Origin of the sequence: Krasilnikovia sp. MM14-A1004, assembly GCF_047159485.1 — a bacterium.
GTDB lineage: Bacteria > Actinomycetota > Actinomycetes > Mycobacteriales > Micromonosporaceae > Actinoplanes.
The window spans coordinates 588,415-606,193 of the sequence record NZ_AP038773.1; the positions used below are offsets into that span (position 1 = coordinate 588,415).

The 17,779-nt window shown below is 71.2% G+C and carries 16 protein-coding genes; 11 read left to right on the forward strand and 5 right to left on the reverse strand.

Translation table 11 applies throughout. The features are described from left to right. Window positions 1-265 precede the first annotated feature (265 nt). The gene (locus tag ACMCNN_RS02770; RefSeq protein ID WP_412744597.1) at window positions 266-1,543 is read left to right on the forward strand and encodes an amidohydrolase; all 1,278 of its coding nucleotides are present in this window, start codon (window positions 266-268) and stop codon (window positions 1,541-1,543) included. A gap of 109 nt (window positions 1,544-1,652) precedes the next feature. Here the strand turns inward: ACMCNN_RS02770 and ACMCNN_RS02775 are convergent, their stop codons facing one another. Next, window positions 1,653-2,714: a DUF4349 domain-containing protein gene (locus ACMCNN_RS02775; protein ID WP_412744598.1), complete on the reverse strand. Its 1,062-nt coding sequence runs from the start codon at window positions 2,712-2,714 to the stop codon at window positions 1,653-1,655. A 108-nt stretch (window positions 2,715-2,822) separates the two neighbouring features. On the opposite strand from ACMCNN_RS02775, the gene ACMCNN_RS02780 reads away from it, so the two are divergent. From ACMCNN_RS02780 to ACMCNN_RS02795, 4 genes are read left to right on the forward strand one after another with little or no spacing between them, the layout of a single operon-like run. Beyond that, window positions 2,823-3,458, forward strand: a complete 636-nt coding sequence (locus ACMCNN_RS02780; protein ID WP_412744599.1) for an MBL fold metallo-hydrolase — start codon at window positions 2,823-2,825, stop codon at window positions 3,456-3,458. A 2-nt stretch (window positions 3,459-3,460) separates the two neighbouring features. Further along, complete coding sequence (locus ACMCNN_RS02785) at window positions 3,461-4,396, forward strand: hypothetical protein (RefSeq protein ID WP_412744600.1); 936 nt, start codon at window positions 3,461-3,463, stop codon at window positions 4,394-4,396. 44 nt (window positions 4,397-4,440) lie between these two features. Then, entirely contained in the window at window positions 4,441-5,178 is a 738-nt protein-coding gene (locus ACMCNN_RS02790) for an SCO6745 family protein (RefSeq protein WP_412744601.1), read from the forward strand. Window positions 5,179-5,218: 40 nt separating this feature from the next. Beyond that, window positions 5,219-6,184, forward strand: a complete 966-nt coding sequence (locus tag ACMCNN_RS02795) for a GNAT family N-acetyltransferase (protein ID WP_412744602.1) — start codon at window positions 5,219-5,221, stop codon at window positions 6,182-6,184. Between the two features lie 11 nt (window positions 6,185-6,195). Here ACMCNN_RS02795 and ACMCNN_RS02800 read toward each other — a convergent pair whose 3' ends face one another. Beyond that, window positions 6,196-6,657 carry a gamma-glutamylcyclotransferase gene (locus ACMCNN_RS02800; RefSeq protein ID WP_412744603.1) on the reverse strand — a complete coding sequence of 154 codons (462 nt, stop codon included), beginning with the start codon at window positions 6,655-6,657 and terminating at the stop codon, window positions 6,196-6,198. A gap of 90 nt (window positions 6,658-6,747) precedes the next feature. On the opposite strand from ACMCNN_RS02800, the gene ACMCNN_RS02805 reads away from it, so the two are divergent. Then, entirely contained in the window at window positions 6,748-8,148 is a 1,401-nt protein-coding gene (locus ACMCNN_RS02805; protein WP_412744604.1) for an NAD(P)H-quinone dehydrogenase, read from the forward strand. A 78-nt stretch (window positions 8,149-8,226) separates the two neighbouring features. Here ACMCNN_RS02805 and ACMCNN_RS02810 read toward each other — a convergent pair whose 3' ends face one another. Further along, complete coding sequence (locus ACMCNN_RS02810; protein ID WP_412744605.1) at window positions 8,227-8,973, reverse strand: DedA family protein; 747 nt, start codon at window positions 8,971-8,973, stop codon at window positions 8,227-8,229. A gap of 976 nt (window positions 8,974-9,949) precedes the next feature. On the opposite strand from ACMCNN_RS02810, the gene ACMCNN_RS02815 reads away from it, so the two are divergent. Both ACMCNN_RS02815 and ACMCNN_RS02820 read left to right on the forward strand, forming a co-directional pair. Next, window positions 9,950-12,028 carry an ATP-binding protein gene (locus tag ACMCNN_RS02815; RefSeq protein WP_412744606.1) on the forward strand — a complete coding sequence of 693 codons (2,079 nt, stop codon included), beginning with the start codon at window positions 9,950-9,952 and terminating at the stop codon, window positions 12,026-12,028. A gap of 218 nt (window positions 12,029-12,246) precedes the next feature. Further along, complete coding sequence (locus ACMCNN_RS02820) at window positions 12,247-12,486, forward strand: hypothetical protein (RefSeq protein ID WP_412744607.1); 240 nt, start codon at window positions 12,247-12,249, stop codon at window positions 12,484-12,486. 55 nt (window positions 12,487-12,541) lie between these two features. On the opposite strand, the gene ACMCNN_RS02825 is transcribed toward ACMCNN_RS02820, so the two are convergent. Then, the gene (locus ACMCNN_RS02825) at window positions 12,542-14,290 is read right to left on the reverse strand and encodes an acetyl/propionyl/methylcrotonyl-CoA carboxylase subunit alpha (protein WP_412744608.1); all 1,749 of its coding nucleotides are present in this window, start codon (window positions 14,288-14,290) and stop codon (window positions 12,542-12,544) included. Window positions 14,291-14,371: 81 nt separating this feature from the next. Between ACMCNN_RS02825 and ACMCNN_RS02830 the strand changes: the two genes are divergently transcribed. From ACMCNN_RS02830 to ACMCNN_RS02840, 3 genes are all read left to right on the forward strand, one after another. Continuing rightward, window positions 14,372-14,995 carry a PadR family transcriptional regulator gene (locus tag ACMCNN_RS02830; protein WP_412747031.1) on the forward strand — a complete coding sequence of 208 codons (624 nt, stop codon included), beginning with the start codon at window positions 14,372-14,374 and terminating at the stop codon, window positions 14,993-14,995. Window positions 14,996-15,079: 84 nt separating this feature from the next. After that, window positions 15,080-16,036 carry an ATP-binding cassette domain-containing protein gene (locus ACMCNN_RS02835; protein WP_412744609.1) on the forward strand — a complete coding sequence of 319 codons (957 nt, stop codon included), beginning with the start codon at window positions 15,080-15,082 and terminating at the stop codon, window positions 16,034-16,036. 3 nt (window positions 16,037-16,039) lie between these two features. Further along, complete coding sequence (locus ACMCNN_RS02840) at window positions 16,040-16,795, forward strand: ABC transporter permease (RefSeq protein ID WP_412744610.1); 756 nt, start codon at window positions 16,040-16,042, stop codon at window positions 16,793-16,795. Window positions 16,796-16,987: 192 nt separating this feature from the next. Here the strand turns inward: ACMCNN_RS02840 and ACMCNN_RS02845 are convergent, their stop codons facing one another. After that, the gene (locus ACMCNN_RS02845) at window positions 16,988-17,644 is read right to left on the reverse strand and encodes an O-methyltransferase (protein WP_412744611.1); all 657 of its coding nucleotides are present in this window, start codon (window positions 17,642-17,644) and stop codon (window positions 16,988-16,990) included. Window positions 17,645-17,779: the final 135 nt, after the last annotated feature.

Sequence of the window (17,779 nt, forward strand, 5' to 3'; positions counted from 1 at the left end):
TCGGACTCCCGGTGTGCCAACCGGCAACATGACCGGGTCACGCTGAGTCGAGATTTGAACCGCGTCACCTCCGCGAGACGTTACCCGTTGTAGGAGGTGGTGGGTTGATGTCTGCGTTCATAGATACCGCTCTTATCAGGGCTTTCGTGACGGTGCGCGTTCCGTTCACCACGGGAATGACGTTGCACAGCGTCACCACAATCGGTCTAGGCTGTCGCACGTTGCGGAAACCGGACCAAACCTCGAGAGCGATAGAGAATCCGACATGACCAGTGCGCTGACGGTGCCCGGTGGCACCCCGTCGCCCACGGAGCCGATGTCGCCCGCCTGGCCCTCCACGCCGCCGGGCGCCGACCCGCTCCCCGGGCAGCTCGACCGCTGGCTGGCCGCCCGCGGTGCGGAGCTGGTGGCGATCCGCCGGCACATCCACGCCCATCCCGAGCCGTCGAACGCCGAGTTCGAGACCGCCGCCCTGGTGGCCCGCGAGCTGGCCGTCGCCGGGCTCTCCCCGCGGCTGCTGCCCAAGGGCAACGGCGTCATCTGCGACATCGGCAGCGGTGACCGGGTCATCGCCTTCCGCGCCGACCTCGACGCGCTGCCGCTGCACGACGTGAAGGACGTGCCGTACCGGTCCACGGTCGCGAACGTGGCCCACGCCTGCGGCCACGACGTGCACACCACCGTCCTGCTCGGCCTCGGCCTGGCGCTGGCCCAGCTGGAGGAGCAGGGCGAGCTGCCCGGCCGGATCCGGCTGCTCTTCCAGCCCGCCGAGGAGGCCGTGCCGTCCGGGGCGCCCGAGGTGATCGCGGCGGGCGGCCTCAAGGACGTCGCGGCCATCTACGCGCTGCACTGCTACCCGCAGCTGCCCGCCGGGCTGGTCGGGGTCCGCTCCGGCCCGTTCACCGCGGCTGCCGACACGGTCACCGTCACCCTGACCGGGCCGGGTGGCCACACCGCCCGCCCGCACCTGACCGCCGACCTGGTGTACGCGCTGGGCCGGGTCATCGTCGACGTGCCGTCGCTGCTCGACCGCCGGGTCGACCCCCGCGCCGGGGTGTCCATGGTCTGGGGGTCGGTGCACGCCGGCGAGGCATTCAACGCGATCCCCGACGAGGGCCACGTCCGCGGCACGGTCCGCATCCTCAACCGCGACGCCTGGCGCGATGCCCCCGAAATCATCACCCAGCTGATCCGCGACGTGGTCGCCGCCACGGGCGCCGAGGTCGACATCCGGTATCAGCGGGCCGTGCCGCCGGTCATCAACGACCGGATGGCCGCCGCCGTCATCGCCGGTGCGGCGGGGGCGGCGCTGGGCGCCGACCACGTCGTCGAGGCCGAGATCAGCATGGGCGGCGAGGACTTCTCCTTCTACCTGGAACACGTTCCGGGCGCGATGATCCGCCTCGGCACGGGAATCGCGGGGGACACGGTCCGCCACGATCTGCACCAGGCCGACTTCGACGTCGACGAGCGGTGCATCGGCTACGGCGTACGCGTGATGGTGCACACCGCCCTCGCCGCCCTGGCCACCGGCGCCTTCTGACCCCGGCCCTGGCTGCACAGCCGAGGCCGGGGCCGATCGGCCCTCGGCGCCCGTGGCCGCCCCGCACGCGCCCCGTGTCGCGTCGCGGCTGCCCCGGGCGCCGAAACAACTACTGTGGACGGTCGGTCGGCTTCGGCGTGCCCGACGGCGCCGCCACCGCTGCGTCCGCGCTCGTCGCGGTCGTTCCGGCCGGGGCCGGCACGGCAGCAGCCATCCCCGCGGGGGCCATGGCGGGATGCGGGCGGCGGGCGTAGCGCCGGATCAGCCAGAAGATTCCGTAGGCGGGGATGCCCAGGGCCAGCAGCCACGGCAGCAGGGCGCCCAGCACCGTCAGCAGCACGGACAGCGAGGCCACCAGCGCGTTCCAGCCGCCCTTGAGGCCCGCGAGGAATCCGGGCGGGCTGTCCGGCTGTTCCTTCACGACCACCTCGGGACCGAGCAGATCCACGGTGACGGTGGACAGGGCGGTGAGGTCGGCCAGGCGGCGCTTCTTGGCCTGCAACGACGCCAGGTCGGCCTGCCGGGTGCCGACCTCGTTCTCCAGCATGACGAGGTCGTTCAGCGTCTTCGCCTGAGCCAGCAGGCGACGACCACTGTCCACTCTGGCTTGTTGCGTGGCGATCCGCGCGTCCAGGTCGACAACCTCTTCGGTGACGTCCTCGGTGTTCGTGGCGCGGTTCTGCTCCTTGCCCAGCCCCGCGATCTGGTCGATCACGGTGGCGAACTTCCCGGACGGCACGCGCAGGGTCAGCGTGCCGTGGTCCCCGCCGCTGCCGTCCGCGCCGCTGCTGCGGTTGTCGCCGCCCACGAAACCGCCCGAGCCGGTCGCGAACCCGGACACCTGCGCCGCCGCGGCGTTCACGTTCTTCACCCGTACCGTGATCGAGCCGGTGTAGATGATCGACCGCTGGTCGACCGCGAGGTTGGGCGCCTGGCCGGGCTGCGCCGCCGCCGGTGCCTTGTCGGCCTGGGCCTGGTCCCGGGCCGTGCCGCCCTCGGCCCGGCGCTCCGCCGGTGCCGCAGGCCCGGCCACGCCGAGCCCCGGAGCGCCGCCGGTGGTCGAGGCGGACTTGTTGTCCTGCGCGCTGCCGCTGCATCCGGCGAGCGCCAGCGTGGCGATCAGGGCCGTGGCGCCCAGCAGCCGGGCGTTATGTAGGTGACGCATTCCCATGATTTCCTCCATCCCCGCAAGGTCTGCACCCTCGGACGTGCGGCGGGCCTTGTCTGGTTCCGGCAGACTGCGAGACGACGAGTAACGAATCGGCTGCGGAGGAATCCCGTGCGAGTCACGAAGCTCACCCACTCCTGCCTGCGCATCACCAGCGGCGACACGGTCCTGGTGGTGGATCCGGGCAAGTTCAGCGAAAGCGCGGCGTTGACCGGGGCGGACGCCGTGCTCATCACCCACGAACACTTCGACCACCTCGACGTGGACGCGCTCGCGGCGGCGGTCGCCGCCAAACCTGACCTCCGGGTGTACGCGCACGCGGACGTGCTGCCGCTGCTGTCCGGTCTGGCCGACGCGGTCACGGTCGTGGGCGAGGGCGAGCAGTTCGAGGCGGCCGGATTCACCGTGCACGCGTACGGCGGGCAGCACGCGGTCATCCATCCGGACATCCCGCGGATCGCGAACCTGGGCTACCTCATCGCCGACGGGCAGGACACGGTGTACCACCCCGGCGACTCGTTCGCCGTGCCGGACGAGCCGGTCGACACGCTGTTCGTGCCGCTCGACGCCCCGTGGATGAAGCTCAGCGAGGCCATCGACTTCGCCCGGGCGGTCAAGCCCCGCCGGGCGTACGCGCTGCACGACCTGTTGCTCACCGAGCTGGGCGCGAGCGTCAGCAACGGGCACCTCGAACGGCTGTCCGGCACGGAGTACGCCCAGCTGGCGCCGGGCACGACCGTCGGCTGACCGTGCCCACGGACCACCCCGCCGACATCGTGCGGCGGCTGTACGAGGCGCCGCCGGACGGGTTCGTCGCAGCCCGCTCGGCGGCGGTCGCCGCGGCGCGCCGGGCGGGCGACCGGGAGGCGGCGAAACGGTACGCGGCGCTGCGCAAGCCGACCGTTGCCGCGTGGCTGGTGAACCTGCTGGCGTTGCGCCGTCCCGACCTCGTCGACGAATTGGCCGAACTGGCCGCCGCCCTGCGTACCGCCCAGCGCGACCTGCACGGCGACCAGCTCCGGGAGCTGTCCACGCAGCGGCGGCGGATGGTGTCCGCGCTCGTCACGGTCGCCCGGGACCTGGCACTCGCCGAGGACCCGGCTCTGTCCGGCGCCAAGCTGCCGCTGGCCGAGGTGGAGGCGACGTTCACCGCGGCCCTGGCCGAGCCGGAGATCGCCACGCAGGTGCAGTCGGGGCGACTGGTGCGCGCCGCCACGTACGCGGGTTTCGGCGAGGTGCCGCGGCCCCGGCTGCGGCTGATCACCGCGGACGACCTGCCGGAGGCCCCGGAAGACGGAGCCCCCGAAGACGGAGTCGCGGAGGGTGACACTGCCCGGGACAGCGCACCGGAGGCCGTCGAGCCGAAGGACCGCGCCGCCGCTGCGGCCGACGCCGCGCGGCGTCGGGAGCTGACGCGCGAGCTGACCGCGGCGCAGAAGGCGGAGCGCGAGGCGCACACCGCACTCGATCGGGCGCAGGCGGCGGAACGTGACGCAGTTCATGCCCTGGAGGAGATCGAGGCGGAGCTGGCCGAACTGGACCGGCGGCGGGCCGCGGCCCAGGCCGAGGTTTCCGGCCGCACGCTGGCCCGACGCTCCGCCGAGCGGGACACGGCGACCGCGCGTCGCCGGGTCGGCGACGCCCAGGCGGCGATCGAGGATCTCGATCTGCGCGGAGCTGAATGAACGACCGTTTTCCATAACCGGTCACGCGGAGCAGAATCGGGCACGTGACTCCGGAACAGGCAGCCGCCACGGCCAGACCGGGACTCGCGGGGCTCGTCGGTGCGTTCGCCGAGTCCCCGCGGACGCTGCGCCGCGCGCGGCTGCTCGGGCTGTCCGGGTGGGCGTACCACGTCTCGGCGCGGGCGGGGGCGCTCGGCGACGTCAAACCGGAGACCGCGGCCGCGGCGATCGGCTTCATCGCGCCCGAGGCGGTGACCGACGGCTGGGAGGCGGCCGCCAAGACGACAGAGCCGCACGAGGTCGCCACCTGGCACCTGCACGAGTTGTGCCGGTGGGGGGTGGAGGAACTGGGCGAGTTCCCACGGCTGGGCCGCCTGCTCACGTTGAGCCGGCGGGTGGTGGACGCGGCCGACGCGGCGGGGCTGCCGTTGTTCGCCGCGTGGCGGGCGATGCCGGTGCCGGACACGTCGCCGGGCGCGCAGGCCGCCGTGGCGCTGCACCTGCTGCACGAGCACCGGTTGAGCGTGCAGGGCGTGGCGGTCCGGGCCAGCGGCCTCACCCCGTTGCAGGCGATCATCGCGGGGCCCGAGGGGGAGACCGGGGCCGTGGCGTTCGGGTGGCAGCCGCCGTACCCTCCGGCCGGGCCGATCGTGCGGCGGCTGATGTGGGCCGAGTCGGTCGCGGACGCGCTGGCCGGGCAGGCGTACGCGGAACTGGATCTGGCCGAGCGGATCGAGCTGATCGGCCTGCTGGAGTCGTTGCAGCAGGACCTCATCCGGTAAATCGCTTCGCGTCGAGCGGGAGCCGTGGTCGGATGCGCGGGTGACCGAGTTACTTGAAGGCTGGACGACGCGCCGCCCGACCCTGGAGGACATCCCGGCGCTGCTCGCGCTCGTCCACGCCAGCGACATCGCGTCCGTCGGCGAGCCGGACTTCACCGCCGAGGAGGTCCGCGAGGCGCTGACCGGCCCGCACACCGACATGACCCGGGACTGCTGGGTCGCGCTCGACACGGCCGAGCAGCTGGTCGGCTGGGCGTACCCCTTCAACCACACGGGCGGCGAGCGCGACTTCGTCGAGGTGTACGTCTGGCCGGGCCGGGGCGAGCCCGCGCTGCGCCCGTTGCTGGACCTGATGCTGGGCCGGGTCGCCGAGCGGGCCCGCGATTTCGGGTACGACCCGATGACCGTGCGCGCGGGAGCCATCGCGACCGAGAAGGAGTGGGTCGCCACGCTGGAGGCGGCCGGGTTCACGTTCGTCAAACGGCACGCCCGGATGAGCATCGCGCTGGATGGCAACGAGCGCGTGGCGCCGGAGCCGACGGCCGGGGTGACGGTGCGCCCGGTGCGCGCGGACGACGAGTCCGAGATGCGCCGGTTCCACGCGACGATCGAGGAGGCGTTCGAGGACACCGACCACCGGGCGACCGACTTCGAGACCTGGCGGGCCCAGGTGGAGGCCGCCAGCAGCGTCGCGTACGACGAGTGGTTCGTCGGCGAGGTCGACGGGCAGTGGGCCGGGGTGCTGCAGAGTTCCGACCAGGGCGCCGAGGACAACGGCGGTTGGGTGAAGAACCTCGCGGTGCTCGGGCCGTACCGGCGGCGGGGGGTGGGTGCGGCGCTGCTGCGCCGCGCTTTCGCCACGTACGCCGGGAAGGGCCGCGTCGAGGCCGGGCTCGGCGTGGATCTGGCCAACCCGACCCAGGCGGCGCGGCTCTACCACGCGGTCGGCATGCGCCCGCGGTACGAGGCCGACATCTACCAGCGGACCGTGCCCGCGGCGGCCTGATCGCGCAGCCGTCAGGCGTCGGGCGAGGCGGTGCGGGTGGGGCGGGAGCGCAGGTCGGCGACGTAGTCGTCCGGGGCGCCCGCCTTCTCTGCCGCGTTGGCGATCTCGGAGAGGTACCACGCGGTCGGCATGCCGCCCTCGTAGCCCGCGAACACGTACACCCAGGCGCTGATGTCGCCCTCCAGCGTCGACACCCGCACGGTGACCTTCTGGTACGCCCCGGCGGTGACGCCCTCGACCTCGTCGAGCTGTGCCGCGTCCCACTGATGCACGTCGTAGAGCGCGACGAACACCCGGTCTCCGGCAGACTCGACGATTGTCGTGACCGCGCCTTCCCACCCCATGTCGCCCTCACCGGCGAACGTCAGGCGCCAGCCTTCTATCCAGCCCACGCCGACCATCGGCGAGTGCGGGCAGTAGGCCCGCATGCGGGCGGGGTCGAGGTTTGAGCCGTACGCGGCGTAATGACGCACGGCGATGACGATAGCCCGCGGCGGCGGTGGGGGAGAATACGAAGGTGCGTAACGGCACGTCGGGGTGAGTTTTGCGAGGATTGGAGAGCTGTGAGCCGGATTGTCATCATTGGTGGGGGCCCCGGCGGCTACGAGGCCGCCCTGGTCGCCGCCCAACTCGACGCGGACGTCACCCTCGTCGAGGCCGATGGTGCCGGTGGGGCCTGCGTGCTCTCCGACTGCGTACCGTCGAAGACCTTCATCGCCAGCTCCGAGGTGGTCACCGGCTACCGGCACAACGAGCGGTTCGGGGTCCGCTCGGCCGGCCTGGAGGGCGTTACCGTCGACGCGAAGGCGGTCAACGAGCGGGTCAAGAGCCTCGCCCTGGCCCAGTCCGGCGACATCCAGGCCAAGCTCATCAAGGCCGGGGTGGACGTGGTCACCGGCCGCGCCCGGCTCGGTGAGGACACCCTCGGCCACACCCACCAGGTGCTCATCACCCCCGCGGGCGGCCAGCCGTACGCGGTGGACGCCGCGACGGTGCTGATCGCCACCGGGGCCACCCCGCGCGTGCTGCGCACCGCGGTGCCCGACGGCGAGCGCATCCTCGACTGGCGCCAGCTGTACGACCTCACCGAGCTGCCGGAACACCTGATCGTGATCGGCTCCGGCGTCACCGGCGCCGAGTTCGCCAGCGCCTACCTGGCCATGGGCGTCCAGGTGACCCTGGTGTCCAGCCGGGAGCGGGTCATGCCGCACGAGGACGCCGACGCGGCCATGGCCATCGAACGGGTCTTCCGCGAGCGCGGCATGAGCATCCTCAACCAGTCCCGCGCCGACGCGGTCGTCAACACCGGCTCCGGCGTGCAGGTGACGCTCGCGGACGGCCGTACCGTCGAGGGCTCGCACGCCCTGATGGCGGTCGGCGCCATCCCCAACACGGCCGACCTGGGCCTGCGCGAGTACGGCGTCGACGTCGCCGACGGCGGCTACGTCACCGTGGACCGGGTGTCGCGGACCAATGTGCCGGGCATCTACGCGGCGGGCGACTGCACAGGGGTGCTGCCGCTGGCCAGCGTCGCCGCCATGCAGGGCCGGATCGCGATCTGGCACGCGATGGGCGAGGCGGTCGCGCCGCTGCGCCTGCGTACCGTCTCCGCAAACGTCTTCACCGACCCGGAGCTTGCCACGGTCGGGGTGTCGCAGAACGATGTGGACGCGGGCAAGGTGCCCGCCCGCCAGGTGATGCTGCCGCTGACCGGCAACGCCAGGGCGAAGATGGCCGGGCTGCGCGACGGCTTCGTGAAGCTGTTCTGCCGCCCCGCCACGGGTCAGATCGTCGGTGGTGTGGTGGTGGCGCCCAAGGCCAGCGAGCTGATCCTGCCGATCACGATGGCGATCGAGAACAACCTCACGGTGGACCAGCTGGCCCACACGATCACCATCTACCCGTCGTTGTCCGGTTCGATCGCCGAGGCGGCACGCCAGCTGATGCAGCACGAGCTGCAGTAGACATCGACCACCGCGATCTTGGTCCGATTTCGCCCCGCTGAGGGAGGAATCTGACCAAGATCGCTTGGTGAGGGTGGGTCAGCGTGCCCGGGCTCCACGCTTCGGGGTTGCCGGCGGGTGGTCGGCGGTGCTCTCGGAATCCCTGCCGTGGGGATCCGTGCCGCCGTCCAGGTCGTCGCCGTCGTGCAGGCCGCCGGTGTCGCGGCCGCCGAACAGGGCGAGGACCCAGCCCGCCGTACCGAAGATCACCGCGGCGGTGGCGGCCACCGCGAACAGCCGCCACGCCGACTGGGTCACCGCAGTGCCGCCCACGTGCCCGACAAGGCCGCCGTACGTGGCCCAGCAGATCGCGGCCGCCCCGTCGTAGGCGACGAACAACTTGATCGGATAGCCGGTGCGGCCGGCGTGGTAGCCCGCCGCCATCCGCCCGCCCGGCACGAAGCGGCACAGCAGCAGCACCAGCGGGCCGGGGCGGCGCAGACCGCGGGTGAACCGGGCGGCCGCCCGGCGGGTCTTGGAGACGCCCATGACCCCGTCGTGGCGCGGGGCGCAGCGGTGGCGCAGGGCGGCCAGCCGGTCACCGACACGTCCGCCACCCGCGGTACGGCCGAGCACGAAGGCGATCGTGTCGCCGGTGAACATGCCCAGCGTGCCGACCGCGATGACCAGGGGAAGGCTCAGGTTGCCGTACACCGTGAGGGCGCCTGAAGTGATCATGATGGCCTGGATCGGGACGACCGGCACCATGGCGTCGGCGGCCAGGAACCCGAAGAGCGCAAGGTAGGCCCACGCCGGTGTTGCCACAGCGGTCAACAGGTCGGTCATGCGGTCGGCCACCTCGCGGCTCAAGGGCTCATGGCATCTGAGGCAGTTCGTCTCAGGGCAACACACCGTCTCGGTGCAGTACACGTGGGATATCCGTGAGAGGGCGTGCTGATCTCAGCATGCGCTCAGGTCGGACCGGTCCACCCCGTGATGCCGGACACGGTACGTGGTGGAACTGGCCCGAGTGGGTGTGTTTCGTGCCGATGTCGTGCGGTTCGAGCCTGATGGGCAGTCGATTTGCCGATACGTGATCGTCCCCGTGACGCGTACGGTGGATGCGGTTCGCGACGCCGGGTCCCCGTTGTCGGCGTGGCGAACGGCCGCGCCCCTGTCCCGGCGCGTCCGGGTATGCGGCGCCCCGGGCCGTCGGTAGGTCCCGTACCGGCGGCCCGCCCCCCGAGGTCCTGGTACTGATCGGCCGTGAAGCGGCTGAGCTGGGTAAACGTTGGTAGCGGTGGTAGTTGTTGGTCAACGTGCGCGAATCTCTGACGGCCCGGGGACGGCCCGGTGCCTCGTTGAGGCCCATCCCCAGCCTGACTCCGCACCCACGGCCGGGACCGACCCGTGCGGATCATCCTGGGAGCCTGCCCGTCCGGCGAGGACTGGGTCCTCATGTCGACCGCCTGATCTGCTTCGGTACATGCGTTCTGGTCTGCGGGGATGAGCTGAAAGCATCCTGGCCGCAGTGGGATCCCCGGCCAAGACCGAATCTGGCTGTTCGAGTGCGCTGCGCCTGGTGTCCGGTTCGGGACCTTGGACCCTGTTTGGTGCCGTGCCGCTCAGCGTCGCTGTTTCGGGCGCCGATCTGCCCGTGTGGAGGACTGCGCATAGGGGGACCGTGACACGGCGATTGGTAGTAGACGACGAGCGGAACGTTCCGGATCACTCCCGCACGTGGCTGCGTACCGTGGTCGGGCGCTTTTCGGCCTGCCCGTCGGACCCGGACAGCGGTCGGAGGTCCGGCACCTGGACGTCATTGCTGCGGACTGCGGGGTTCACCGCCGCCTATGTGATCGCGGCGGTGGTCGGCCGGATGGCGGTGGCCTCCGGCGACGACGTGAGCATGGTGTGGCCAGCGGCCGGAGTGTCGGCGTTGTGGTTTCTGGCCCAGCGCCGCTCCCGCGCCCGCTGGGTGGACTGGGTTGCGCTGGTAGCGGCGAACGCGGCGGTGAACCTGTCCACCGGCATGGGCGTGCCGCTGGCCGTCGTCTGCATCTTCGTCACCGTGACCGGGGTGAGCCTGTTCCTGCTGATGTCGCGTCGGCTGCCCGCGCCGCCCGGTGGAAGCCTGCCGCAGCTTGCTCACCTGCGGGATCTGTGGACGCTGGTGGTCGCGGCCGTCGCGGCCGCCATGGGCGGGGTCGCGATCGACTACGTCAGCGAGTGGCTGGCCACCGGTCAGCAGTCCTTGTCGTTCGGCCTGATGTATCTGACCTACATGATCACGAGCCTGCTCATCATTCCCGTGGTCGGCCTGCGCCTGAGCCGCGTCCTGGCGAGGCGGTCCGAATCTCCCGCCTGGTGGCGGCAGACCGGGCGCCCGGCTCCCGCCCGCCTCGGGGAGTACCTGGCCGTGACCGTGGGCTCGCTGGCCTGCTATGGCACCGTGTTCACCAGGCCCGGCATGGTCATGGTGTTCCCGCTGCTCGTCTTCACCGTGTGGGCCGCGGTGCGGTTGTCCACGAACTACGTCGCGCTGCACAGCGGCGCCGCCACGCTCACCGTGGTGGTGTTCACCCTCGCCGACCACGGCCCCTTCGCACGCCTGAGCGACGTCAGCGGTGTGCTGGTCGGGCAGCTGTTCGCCACCACCCTCACTCTCATCGGCCTCGCGCTGGCATTGAGCCGCGACGAACGGGCGGCGCTGACCAGCGAACTGGCCGCCGAAAAGCAGCGGGCGGCCAAGCAAGCGACGCTGCTGAACACCGTGGTCAACTCCATGGCCGACGGCCTGGCCGTCGTCGCCCCGGACGGGCGCCCACTGCTGCGCAACCCCATGATTCAGGCCCTGCTCGGCGACCGCCCGGACCCCGCCGTCAAGCCCGACGTCTGTGGCCACTACGGGCTGCACGACATCACCGGCAACCTGCTTACTGACGCTGACCTGCCCTGCCGGCAGTCGATTGCCGACGGACAGCCACACGCCGCGGACGTCCTCGTCCGCAACCCCCGCCTGCCCCAGGACCGGATCATCCGCAGCACCGCGACCCCCCTGGCCGACGCCGACGGCCAAGTCCGCAGCGCCGTGGTCCTGCTCCGCGACATCACCGCCGAACGCCGCCAGCGCGACGAACTGGCCAGCTTCGCCGGGGTGGTCGCCCACGACCTGCAGAACCCACTGGCCACCGTCGAAGGCTGGACCGAAGCCGCCGCCGACGTCCTCGACACCATTGGGGCCAACGCCGCCACCGACCGGATCCGGGACAGCCTCACCCGAGTGAGCCGCGCCTCCGCCCGCATGCGCAATCTGGTCAACGACCTGCTCGCCTACACCACCGCCCGAGACGGCGCCATCACCCCCACCGACGTCGACCTGCACCACCTGGCCGCCGACGTCGCCGAGGCCCGCCTCGACACCGCCCTGGCCGCCGGCACCCCCGTACCGACCTTCACACTCGGCGACCTGCACCCGGTCCACGCCGACCCGGTCCTGCTGCGGCAACTGCTCGACAACCTCGTCAGCAACGCCGTCAAGTACACCGCTCCCGGGACCACCCCGCACGTCACCATCACCAGCCAGGCCGACGGTGACGCCGTCGCGGTCACGATCGCCGACAACGGCATCGGCATCCCCGCCGGACAACACCAGGCCATCTTCGACAACTTCCACCGCGCCCACCCGAACGCTGGCTACGCCGGAACTGGCCTGGGGCTGGCCATCTGCAAACGCACCGTGGAACGCCACGGCGGCACCATCACCGCCACCGACAACTCCGGCGGTGGCACCCGCTTCACCTTCACCCTCCCCGCCGCCACAGCCCCCGCTACCACCCCAACCCCGCAACACGACGCGGCCCACTTCGCCGTGAAAACTCCTGTGATGGTGGGAAGCTGATCGTCGTAGTGATCCTCAGAAGCCCCGGACCTCGTCGATATTCGGCGGTTCCGGGGCTTCCTCATATCCGTTCGCGCCTGCCGCAGGGCTGCAATCCCGGCGCCAGAGGCGACAGCCGCCGGCGCCGGGGCGGCCCTTGGCTCGGCCCTGCTAGGCGGCGCGACCGGCCCGCGCAGCGGGCCGTTTAGCCTTGCCGTGGACGATATCGAAAGAACGGCATGCACGCCCTACGCCACTTCTACGCCTCCACGCTGCTGGACGCGGCGGAGTCGATCAAGGCCCTCGCGAACTACCCGGGCCATGCCGACCCCGGTTTCACGCTGCGTACCTACACGCATCTGACGCCCAGCAGCGAGGAACGGACGCGCAAGGCGATCGACCAGGCGTTCGGCAACCGGCCGGCCCCACGGCCTGACGACGGCCTGGACCCCTCGGGCACCGAAGATGCCGCAGCGTAGCGGCATGATCGAACTAGTTGATCCCGTACCGGCGGCCCCGCCCCGGCCTCTGCCGCTAGTCGATGGTGCAGATGGTGGTGCCCGCGGTCACCGTGGCGCCGACCTCGATGGTCAGCCCCGACACCGTGCCCGAACGGTGCGCCTGCAGCGGCTGCTCCATCTTCATCGCCTCGACCACCACGATCACGTCGCCCTCGGAGACCGTGTCGCCGTCCTGCGCCGCCACCTTGACGATCGTGCCCTGCATCGGTGCCGTGAGCGCGGCCGCGCCACCGGCGGCCGGGGCCTGCTGACGGGCGCCCGACCGGCGGGCCGTCGGACGCGGGGCGCCTGCTGTGGGCGTACCCGCCGAAAGGTTGGCGGGCAGTCTGACCTCGAGCCGCTTGCCGCCCACCTCGACCACGACGGTCTCGCGCGGCGCCTCCTCGGCGCCGGGCGCGGCGTGCGCGACCGGCTCGACCCCGCCCGCCCACTCGGTCTCGATCCACCGGGTGTGCACCGTGAACGGGTCGGACGTGAACGCCTCGTCCCGCACGACCAGCCGGTGGAACGGCAGCACCGTGGCGATGCCCTCGATCACGGTCTCGTCCAGCGCGCGGCGGGCGCGGCCCAGCGCCTCGGCCCGGTCCTCGCCGGTCACGATGATCTTGGCGAGCATGGAGTCGAAGTTGCCGCCGATGACCGTGCCCGTCTCGACGCCCGCATCGACCCGCACCCCGGGGCCGGAGGGCCAGGTCAACGCGGTGACCGTGCCGGGCGCGGGCAGGAAGTTGCGGCCCGCGTCCTCGCCGTTGATCCGGAACTCGATCGAGTGCCCGCGCGGCGCGGGGTCCTCCGTGAAGCGCAGCCGCTGGCCCGCCGCGATCCGGAACTGCTCACGCACCAGGTCGAGGCCCGCGGTCTCCTCGCTGACCGGGTGCTCCACCTGCAGTCGCGTGTTGACCTCCAGGAACGAGATCGTCCCGTCCTGGCCGACCAGATACTCGACCGTGCCCGCGCCGTGGTAGCCGGCCTCGCGGCAGATCGCCTTGGCGCTGGAGTGGATCTGCTCGCGCTGCGCGTCGGTCAGGAACGGCGCAGGCGCCTCCTCGACCAGCTTCTGGTGGCGGCGCTGCAGCGAGCAGTCCCGCGTGCCGACCACGATCACGTTGCCGTGCGTGTCCGCCAGCACCTGGGCCTCGACGTGGCGCGGCCGGTCCAGGTAGCGCTCGACGAAGCACTCGCCGCGCCCGAACGCGGCCACGGCCTCGCGGGTCGCCGACTCGAACAGCCCCGGGATCTCCTCGATCGTCCGGGCCACCTTCAGGCCGCGCCCGCCACCACCGAACGCCGCCTTGATCGCGATGGGCAGCCCGTGCTCACGCGCGAACGCCACGATCTCGTCCGCGTCGGCCACCGGCTCCGCCGTGCCCGCGACCAGCGGCGCACCCGCGCGCTGCGCGATGTGCCGCGCGGTGACCTTGTCGCCGAGATCGCGGATCGCCTGCGGCGTCGGTCCGATCCAGATCAAACCCGCATCGAGTACGGCCTGAGCAAACTCAGCGTTCTCCGACAGGAAGCCGTAGCCCGGGTGCACCGCGTGGGCGCCACTGCGCGCCGCGATGTCGAGCAGCTTGTCGATACGCAGATACGTCTCCGCGGCCGTCGTGCCGTCCAACGCGTACGCCTCGTCGGCGAGTCGCGCGAACGGCGCGTCCCGGTCGGGGTCGGCGTAACCGGCGACGCTGATGAGGCCCGCGTCCTTGCAGGCCCGGATGACACGGACGGCGATCTCGCCGCGATTCGCGATCAGTACCTTGCGCACGTCGCTGAGCCTAGCGTCCCGGAACCGGCGCCGCGCTCAGTCAAGTTTGGCTATTACGCTGACAGCGTGTCCGCCACCCGCATGATGATCCTCGGCATCGTCCAGTGGATGCAGCCGGTGCACGGCTATGACGTGCGGCGTGAGCTGCTGAGTTGGAACGCCGACAAGTGGGCGAACGTGCAACCGGGATCGATCTATCACGCTCTGCGCAAGCTCACCGACGAGGGACTGCTGCGGGCGGTGGCGACCGAGCAGGTGGGCGCCCGCCCCGCCCGGACCACGTACGAGGTGACAGAGAAGGGCGCGGGCGAGTTCCAGGCGCTGCTGCGTAACAACTGGTGGCACCTGGCCACCCCGCCGGATCCGTTCCTGGCGGCGTTCTCGTTCCTGCCCGCGCTGCCCCGCGAGGAGGCCGCGGCGGCCCTGCGTAACCGGGCAACCCAGTTGCGGGCCGGAGTGCAGCAGCTGCAGGCTGCGCTGGGGTCGGAGTGGGCCGCGCGGAAGCCGGCGTTCGTGGCGTGGATGTGGGAGCTGGCCACGGACCGGTCCGAGGCGGAGATCGCCTGGTGCGAACGGGTGGCCAAGCGGGTGGAACAGGGGGATCCGTACCTGCCGTCCGAGGAGCCTTCGGAGTCTTCTTCGGAGTCTTCTTCGGGTGGCGCCGCCGGGAAGCCCGATTGGCCGTCGGAGTGGGTCGACCGCTGACTATTCAAGTTTGACTAGTCGCGGTGGCGGCCCTACGCTGCCCCGTGGCGGGCGTTCGCCTGCCCCACGACTGGGGGAAGTCAAGTGATCGAGACGCGAGGACTGCGCAAGTCGTTCACGTCCCGGCAGGGACGCGAGAAGAAGATCGTCGAGGCCGTACGCGGCGTCGACCTGACCGTGGCCGAGGGGGAGATCTTCGGCTTCCTGGGCCCCAACGGCGCCGGCAAGACCACGACCCTGCGGATGCTCGCCACCCTGATCGAGCCCGACGGCGGCTCCGCCGCCATCGCCGGCGCGGACCTGCTCAAGAACCCGGGCGAGGTGCGCCGCCGCATCGGGTATGTGGCCCAGGGCGGCAGCACCTGGGACGACTCGACCGCCCGCGAGGAACTGGTCCTGCAGGCCCGCCTGTACGGCATCTCCCGCTCCGTCGCGACGGAACGCGCCAACCGGGTCCTCGACGCGTTCCAACTCAGCGAATTCGCCGACCGCAAGTGCAAGACGTACTCCGGCGGCCAGCGCCGCCGGGTCGACATCGCGCTCGGCATCATCCACGAGCCCAAGCTCGTCTTCCTGGACGAGCCCACCACCGGCCTCGACCCGCAGAGCCGCGCCCACATGTGGGACGAGGTCCGGCGCCTGCGCGACGAGGGCATGACGGTCTTCATCACGACCCACTACCTCGACGAGGCCGACGCCCTCTGCGACCGGATCTCCATCATGGACTACGGCCAGATCGTCGCCTCCGGAACGCCCGCCGAGCTCAAACGCGAGATCTCCGGCGACGTGGTGCGCGTCGGCCTCGCCCCCGGCGCGGTGACCGCCGCCGCCGAGGTGCTCGACGTGGCGCCGTTCGTGAACAAGCTCGAAACCCAGGACGACGGCGTACGCCTCTACGTCGACGAGGGCGCCACCGCCATCCCTCTGGTATTGCGCGCGCTGGATGCCGCCTCGGTGCCGCTCGGCACGATCGAGCTGCACCGCCCCAGCCTCGACGACGTCTTCCTGACCAAGACCGGCCGCTCGCTGCGGGAGGAATGAGCCATGAAGCTGCTGCGTGACACCTCACTCATCTTCCAGCGCCAGATGCTGCTCCTGCTGCGCAACCCGGTCTGGATCTTCGTTGGCGTATTCCAGCCGGTCATGTACCTGCTGCTGTTCGCGCCGCTGCTCAAGCCTGCCCTGCAGGTAAGCACCGACGCCCAGGCGTACGAGATCTTCGTCCCCGGCCTGCTCGTACTGCTGGCCATCTTCGGCGGGCTGTTCCAGGGCTTCGGGCTCATCGCCGAACTGCGCGCCGGCATCATCGAACGCTCGCGGGTCACCCCGGTCAGCCGCCTGGCCCTGCTGCTCGGCCGGTCACTGCGCGACGTGGTCTCGCTGATCGCCCAGGCGGTCATCATCACGCTGCTGGCGCTGCTGTTCGACCTGCGGGTGTTCATCGGCAACCTCCTGCTGGCGTACCTGATGCTTGCGCTGATCTCGCTGATGACCTCGGCCCTCAGCTACGGCGTCGCGCTGAAGGTCAAAAGCGAGGACGCCCTGGCTCCACTGATGAACACCGTGGCTCAGCCGGTGCTGCTGCTCTCCGGCATCCTGCTGCCGCTCACCTTCGCCCCCGGCTGGCTGCAGGGCGTCGCCGACTGGAACCCCTTCTCCTGGGCCGTCGACGGGACCCGGGCGCTGTTCCGCGGCGACCTGGCCTCGGATGCGGTCTGGCAGGGGCTGGTCATCATGGCCGTGCTGGCCGCGGCGTCGGTGGCGTGGGCGGCCCGGATGTTCGCCCGCAGTGTCCGCTGATCTGTAGTTGGAGTCCTCGTTGGACTCCGCTGAGTGAGGCGTCATCCGGTGCCGTTCGCGGAGTTCATGCCGTCGCGGCCGGTCGCCGAAGTCTGATCTGCGGCCCGCGGCCTTCGGTCGCGGGCCGCTCGCTCGTCTGCGCAGGTGCTGTCCTGCTGGTCGGCGTCGCAGGCGTCGCCCGGCCATGGAGGCTCAGGGCAGGCGGCGTGCGATAGTCAGGCCGTCGGCGATGGGCACGATGACCAACTCCACCCGCTTGTCGGCGATCACCATGTCGTTGAACGCGGTGATCGCGTGGTCATCGACGCTCTGCGGATTGAGCACCTGTCCCGACCACAAGGTGTTGTCGATGAGCAGGACGCCCCCGGGTCGCACCCGCGGCACCAGCGCCTCCCAATACGTCTGGTAGCTCTCCTTGTCGGCGTCGATGAACACCAGATCCAGGTGTGGCTCGGCGGGCAGCTCGCCGAGCCGGGCGGCCGCCGGCCCGATGCGCAACTCGATACGGTCGTCGATCCCGGCGCGCTTCCAGTAACGGCGCGCCACACTCGTGAACTCCTCCGAGATGTCGAAGCAGATCAGCCGGCCGCCGTCGGCGAGCCCGCGCGCGATCGACAGCGAGGACAGGCCCGTGAACGTGCCCACCTCCACCGCCCGGCGCACACCCATCACCGCCGTCAGGATGCGGAGGAAGGCCGCCTCCTCGGGCGCCACCTGCATTCGCGCGTTGTCGGGCAACGCGGACCGGGTCTCGGCGATCAGCTCGGCCGTGACCTCATCCGGTGGGGTGCAGTGGTCGAGCAGGTAGGCGTGCAGTTCGGGCGTGAGGGGCAGCGGTCTGAACGACATGCCTACGACCCTAGGCCGTTTCGGACGGCTCCGAGAGGGCCTGTGGACAACGGCGGTTTGCAGGTTCGCGTTCCTCGGGCCCCGGTTCTCTATCAACCGCGGGTTGATCGGTCCCCTGGTTGTTCGTGAGCTCCA

Excerpts from the sequence above, each read along its gene's own strand:
- ACMCNN_RS02830 (WP_412747031.1), top strand. The coding sequence starts at position 14,372 with ATGATGATCCTCGGCATCGTCCAGTGGATGCAGCCGGTGCACGGCTAT.
- ACMCNN_RS02840 (WP_412744610.1), top strand. The coding sequence starts at position 16,040 with ATGAAGCTGCTGCGTGACACCTCACTCATCTTCCAGCGCCAGATGCTG.
- ACMCNN_RS02770 (WP_412744597.1), top strand. The coding sequence starts at position 266 with ATGACCAGTGCGCTGACGGTGCCCGGTGGCACCCCGTCGCCCACGGAG.
- ACMCNN_RS02820 (WP_412744607.1), top strand. The coding sequence starts at position 12,247 with ATGCACGCCCTACGCCACTTCTACGCCTCCACGCTGCTGGACGCGGCG.
- ACMCNN_RS02845 (WP_412744611.1), bottom strand. The coding sequence starts at position 17,644 with ATGTCGTTCAGACCGCTGCCCCTCACGCCCGAACTGCACGCCTACCTG.
- ACMCNN_RS02775 (WP_412744598.1), bottom strand. The coding sequence starts at position 2,714 with ATGGGAATGCGTCACCTACATAACGCCCGGCTGCTGGGCGCCACGGCC.
- ACMCNN_RS02810 (WP_412744605.1), bottom strand. The coding sequence starts at position 8,973 with ATGACCGACCTGTTGACCGCTGTGGCAACACCGGCGTGGGCCTACCTT.